Annotated in this window: 4 protein-coding genes; 1 reads left to right on the forward strand and 3 read right to left on the reverse strand. The window is 69.4% G+C overall.

Going from position 1 to position 4,879, the window contains the following annotated elements; translation table 11 throughout:
• Positions 1–75: 75 nt before the first annotated feature.
• The 3 genes from AOK11_RS12445 to AOK11_RS12455 are packed head-to-tail and all read right to left on the reverse strand — an operon-like array spanning position 76 to position 3,371.
• Positions 76–981: a carbohydrate ABC transporter permease gene (locus AOK11_RS12445; RefSeq protein WP_055593747.1), complete on the reverse strand. Its 906-nt coding sequence runs from the start codon at positions 979–981 to the stop codon at positions 76–78.
• 12 nt (positions 982–993) lie between these two features.
• Complete coding sequence (locus AOK11_RS12450; protein ID WP_055593744.1) at positions 994–2,007, reverse strand: carbohydrate ABC transporter permease; 1,014 nt, start codon at positions 2,005–2,007, stop codon at positions 994–996.
• A gap of 5 nt (positions 2,008–2,012) precedes the next feature.
• Positions 2,013–3,371, reverse strand: a complete 1,359-nt coding sequence (locus AOK11_RS12455; RefSeq protein ID WP_055593745.1) for an ABC transporter substrate-binding protein — start codon at positions 3,369–3,371, stop codon at positions 2,013–2,015.
• A 342-nt stretch (positions 3,372–3,713) separates the two neighbouring features.
• On the opposite strand from AOK11_RS12455, the gene AOK11_RS12460 reads away from it, so the two are divergent.
• Positions 3,714–4,769: a LacI family DNA-binding transcriptional regulator gene (locus tag AOK11_RS12460; RefSeq protein ID WP_055593746.1), complete on the forward strand. Its 1,056-nt coding sequence runs from the start codon at positions 3,714–3,716 to the stop codon at positions 4,767–4,769.
• Positions 4,770–4,879 lie beyond the last annotated feature (110 nt).

Raw genomic sequence — 4,879 nt, forward strand, 5'->3', positions numbered from 1 at the left:
TGCATCCCTTTCCAGGGGCCGAGGCGTCGGTGACCCGGCCCCTGGAAAGGGATGCAGGCGGAGGGGATGCGCGCGTCAGCCCTTGACCGCGCCCTGCATGATCCCGCCCACGATCTGCTTGCCGAAGATCGCGAAGACCAGCAGCAGCGGCAGGGTGCCCAGCAGCGCGCCCGCCATGATCAGGGACTGGTCCGGGGTGAAGCCGCGGCCGAGGCCCGCGACCGCGACCTGCACGGTCGGGTTGCCGGACTGGGTCAGCACGAGGAACGGCCACAGGAAGTCGTTCCAGGTCTGCACGAAGATCAGCATGCCCAGCACGGCCATCGCCGGCCGCGCCGCCGGGAACACCACGTGCCAGACCACGCGCCAACTGCTCGCGCCGTCGACCCTGGCGGCCTCGATGATCTCGTCCGGCAGCGCCTGGATCAGGTACTGCCGCATGAAGAACACGCCGAACGCGCTCACCAGCGACGGGAAGATGACCGCCTGCAGCTGGTCGGTCCAGTCCAGCTTGGCGACCATCATGTACAGCGGGATGATGCTGAGCTGCGGCGGCACCATCATCGTGCCGATCACGAGCAGCATCAGCGCGCCGCGGCCCCTGAAGCGCAGCTTGGCGAAGGCGAACCCGGCGATCGTCGACAGGACGACGACGGTGAGCGCCGAGATGCCTGCCACGATCGTGGTGTTGAGGAAGGCCTCACCGAGGTTGGCGTCGGTCCAGGCCGACTCCAGGTTCTTGAACAGGTTCGAGCCGAACCAGAACGGCGGCGGGGTCTGAGCCAGGCGCTGGGTGTCCCGGGAGGCGGCGATCGCGGTCCACACCAGCGGGAACAGCGAGACGATCGTGAACACGATCAGGATCGCGTACGCGACGGGGCCGCCGTGCAGGGTGCCGCCGGCCCGCGCGGACTTCGGCAGACGGGAGCGTTTCTGCTCCTTGGCGGGGGTGGTCTCGGGGGGCGTCACAGTTGTCGTCACGGCCACAACTCCTTAACTGCTGGCGCGCAGCCGGCGCGAGATGACGTAGTTGATGATGCCGATGACGATCAGGATCAGGAACATCATCCAGGCGATCGCCGAGGCGCGGCCCAGGTGCTGGTTGATCCAGCCCTGTTCGTACAGGTACAGGCCGAGCGTCTGGAACTGGTGCTCCGCACCGCCGGAGGCGCCCTTGTTGGGGTCGAACAGCAGCGGCTCGCCGAAGACCTGGCTGGCGCCGATCGTGGAGACGACCACCGTGAACAGGATCGTCGGGCGCAGCGACGGCAGCGTCACGTGCAGGAACTGCTGCCAGCGGCTGGCGCCGTCCAGCGCCGCCGACTCGTACAGGTCCTGCGGGATCGCCTGCATCGCGGCCAGGTAGATCAGCGCGTTGTAACCGGTCCAGCGCCAGATGATGATCGTCGAGACGGCGAACTGCCCGGGCCACTTGTCGTCCTGCCAGGCGACCGGGTCGATCCCGACGAGGTCCAGCGCCCAGTTGATCATCCCGTAGTCACGCCCGAAGAGCAGCACGAACACCAGGGAGGCGGCGGCGATCGAGGTGGCGTACGGGGCGAGCATCGCGACCCGGTAGAAGGTCGAGGCGCGCAGCTTGTAGTTGAGGATGTGGGCGATGCCCATCGCCATCAGCAGCTGCGGGACGGTCGAGATGATGCCGATGGTCAGGGTGTTCTGCGCCGCGTTCCAGAAGAAGTCGTCGTCGAAGATCCGGGTGTAGTTGCGCAGCCCCACCCAGCTCATGTCGGTCGGGGCGGTCAGCTCCACCTGGTGCAGCGAGGCCCAGCCGGTGTAGACCAGCGGGAACAGGCCGAAGGCGAGGAACAGCAGGAAGAACGGGGAGACGAAGGCGTACGGGCTCCACCGCATGTCCCGCTGCCAGCGGCGGGACAGCTTCTGCCGCCGCCGCTCCTCCTTGCCCTCGGGCGTGGTGCTCCCGGGCGGGCGGCCCGGGGCCGCGCCCCCCTTGACGGGGGACGCGGCGGTGTCGTGGCGGGTGGACATTCGGGTCACTTGTCCAGGTTGTTGTCGATGGTCTTGACGGCCGTCTCCCAGGCTTCCTTCGGCGACTTGCCCTTGGTCACCAGAATGACGCCGTTGTCCGCCAGGCCCTGCGAGATGATCTGGTCCTTCGGGCCGATGACCTGGACCGGGATCTGCTTGGCGGCCTCGGCGAAGACCTCACCGATCGGGGCGTCGCCGGTCATGTCGTTCACCGCGCCGGTCACTTCGGGGCTGTCGAAGGTGGTCTGGGCGCTCGGGAAGCTGCCCTGCACCTTGAACAGCTTCACCTGCTGCTCGGGCGCGGTCAGCCAGGCGACGAGCTTCTTGGCCTCGTCGACGTTCTTGGCGCTCTTGGGCACGCTCAGGAAGGAGCCGCCCCAGTTGCCGGCCTTGGGGGGCAGGGCCACGTCCCACTTGCCCGCGGCGTCCGGCTGGGACTTGCCCTTGATGTAGCCGAGCATCCAGGGCGGGCAGGACATCGCGGCGAACTTGTTGTTGGCGATCGTCTGGTCCCACGAGGGCTGGAACTGCGTCTGGGCGCCGACCAGCCCGTCCTCGGCGGCCTTCGCGGTCATGTCGAAGGCCTTCTTGACGGCGGGGTTGGTCTTGTAGACGACCTCGCCGGAGGAGTCGTAGAACCGCTCCTTCTCGCTGCTGAGGACGGCGCTCATCAGACCGCCGGGGGAGTCGAAGAAGGTGGTGCCCTTGGGCGCCTTCTTCTGGTAGTCCTCACCGACCTCGATCAGCTTGGCCCAGTCGCCGGCCCACAGCTTGCCGACCTCTTCGCGGTCGGTGGGCAGGCCCGCCTTCTCGAACAGGTCCTTGCGGTAGCAGATCGCCATCGGGCCGATGTCGGTGCCCAGGCCGACGGTCTGGCCGTCCTTGGTGGTGGCCTGCTTCCACTTCCAGTCGAGCCAGTCGCTCTTGTTCACGCCCTCGGCCTTGGAGAGGTCCTCGAGCTTGCCGGCCTGGGTCTCCACGATCTCGGCGATGTTGCCGACTTCGACGGCCTGGACGTCCTGCAGACCGCTGTTGGTGGTGAGGTGGTTGAGCAGCGCCGGGTAGTAGTTCTCGTTGCGCTCGACGACGTTCTCGGCGATCTTGATGTCCGGGTTCAGCTTCTCGTACTCGGCGTAGAGACCGGCCTCCTTGAAGCCGAAGGTGCCGAACAGGCCCAGCGTGACCGTCGTCTTGCCCTTGCCGCCCGACGAGGAGTCGGAGCCATCGTCTCCACCGTCGTCGGCACAGCCGGCCAGCAGCCCCGTGCCCAGCGACACCACGGCCGCGACGGCCAGTGCCTTGCGGGTGAAGAGCTTCCCCCCGTCCGTGCGCTGCCGAGAGAGGGGGAGGGTACGTGCTCGCATTGGGTCCTCCTGTTGCCCTGACGTGCCGACCCCCCGGCCAACGGCGTTGTTGGGCCCGTTTGTTGCATGCTGCGGCTCGGGCGGGGAACGTGCGGGTTGTGTATGTGTCAGGTACTGTGGGAGCGCTCCCACAAGTGATGTGTTGAAGGGTTGCGGGTCCCGGCGGGGGTGTCAAGGGAGCGGACGAGGAGAACTGCGTTCAGTTATCGGGCTGTTAACTGGACACCCGGACGTTGCCGATGGATGTGCCGGCCCGGACGGTACTCCTGCCGGAGGCCGCCGCCGTGTGCAGGGCTGTTAGATTCCAGACCAGCGTGACATGCGACGGAAAGCGGGGCGTACATGGCAAGCCACGGAGTGCGGGGCCGCGGGGGCGGTCGCCCCACCCTCGAAGAGGTGGCGGCGCGCGCCGGTGTCGGCCGGGGCACGGTCTCCCGGGTGATCAACGGTTCGCCCCGGGTGAGCGACGCCACCCGCGCCGCCGTGGAGGCCGCCGTCGCGGAGCTCGGTTACGTCCCGAACACGGCCGCCCGCGCGCTGGCCGCCAACCGTACCGACGCGATCGCGCTGGTCGTGCCCGAGCCGGAGACCCGGTTCTTCGCCGAACCGTACTTCTCGGACATGCTGCGCGGGGTGGGGGCGGCGCTCTCCGACACCGAGATGCAGCTGCTGCTGATCTTCGCGGGCAGCGACCGGGAGCGGCAGCGCCTCGCCGACTACCTGGCCGCGCACCGGGTGGACGGTGTGCTGCTGGTCTCCGTGCACGCCGACGACCCGCTGCCCGACATGCTCGCCCAGCTGGAGATCCCGGCGGTGATCAGCGGCCCCCGGTCGGCCGCGGAGACGCTGACCTCGGTCGACTCCGACAACTACGGCGGTGCCCGGCAGGCCGTCGAGCACCTCATCGGCCGGGGCCGGCGCCGCATCGCCCACATCACCGGCCGCCTCGACGTGTACGGCGCGCAGCGGCGCGTGGACGGCTACCGCGACGCCCTGCGTGACGCGGGCCATCCCGAGGACGAGCTGATGATCGAGGCCGGCGACTTCTCCGAGGAGGGCGGCCGGGGTGCGATGGCGGCGCTGCTGGAGCGCCGCCCGGACCTGGACGCGGTCTTCGCCGCCTCCGACGTGACCGCCGCCGGTGCCCGGCACGCGCTGCGGGAGGCGGGCCGCCGCATCCCCGAGGACGTGGCCCTGGTCGGCTACGACGACTCCGCCATCGCCCGCCACATGGACCCGCCGCTGACCAGCGTGCGCCAGCCCATCGAGGAGATGGGCCGCAGCATGATCGACCTCCTCCTCGCCGAGGTCGCCGACCGCCGCCCGCCCGCCTCCCGGGAGCTGGACCGGCGCCAGGTGGTGCTGGCCACGGAGCTGGTGGCGCGCGCGTCGTCGTAGCGCCCGACGGCTTCGGACCGGTGCCGTGACGTGCGCGGCGCCGGCGGCGGGGCGAGTGGCCGGCCGGGTGAGCGGCCGGCCCGCAACGCGAAAGAGGCCCCCGAGGGGGC

It is taken from the genome of Streptomyces hirsutus (assembly GCF_001418415.1).
Classification (GTDB): Bacteria; Actinomycetota; Actinomycetes; order Streptomycetales; family Streptomycetaceae; genus Streptomyces; species Streptomyces hirsutus.

Excerpts from the sequence above, each read along its gene's own strand:
- AOK11_RS12455 (WP_055593745.1), bottom strand. The coding sequence starts at position 3,371 with ATGCGAGCACGTACCCTCCCCCTCTCTCGGCAGCGCACGGACGGGGGG.
- AOK11_RS12450 (WP_055593744.1), bottom strand. The coding sequence starts at position 2,007 with ATGTCCACCCGCCACGACACCGCCGCGTCCCCCGTCAAGGGGGGCGCG.
- AOK11_RS12460 (WP_055593746.1), top strand. The coding sequence starts at position 3,714 with ATGGCAAGCCACGGAGTGCGGGGCCGCGGGGGCGGTCGCCCCACCCTC.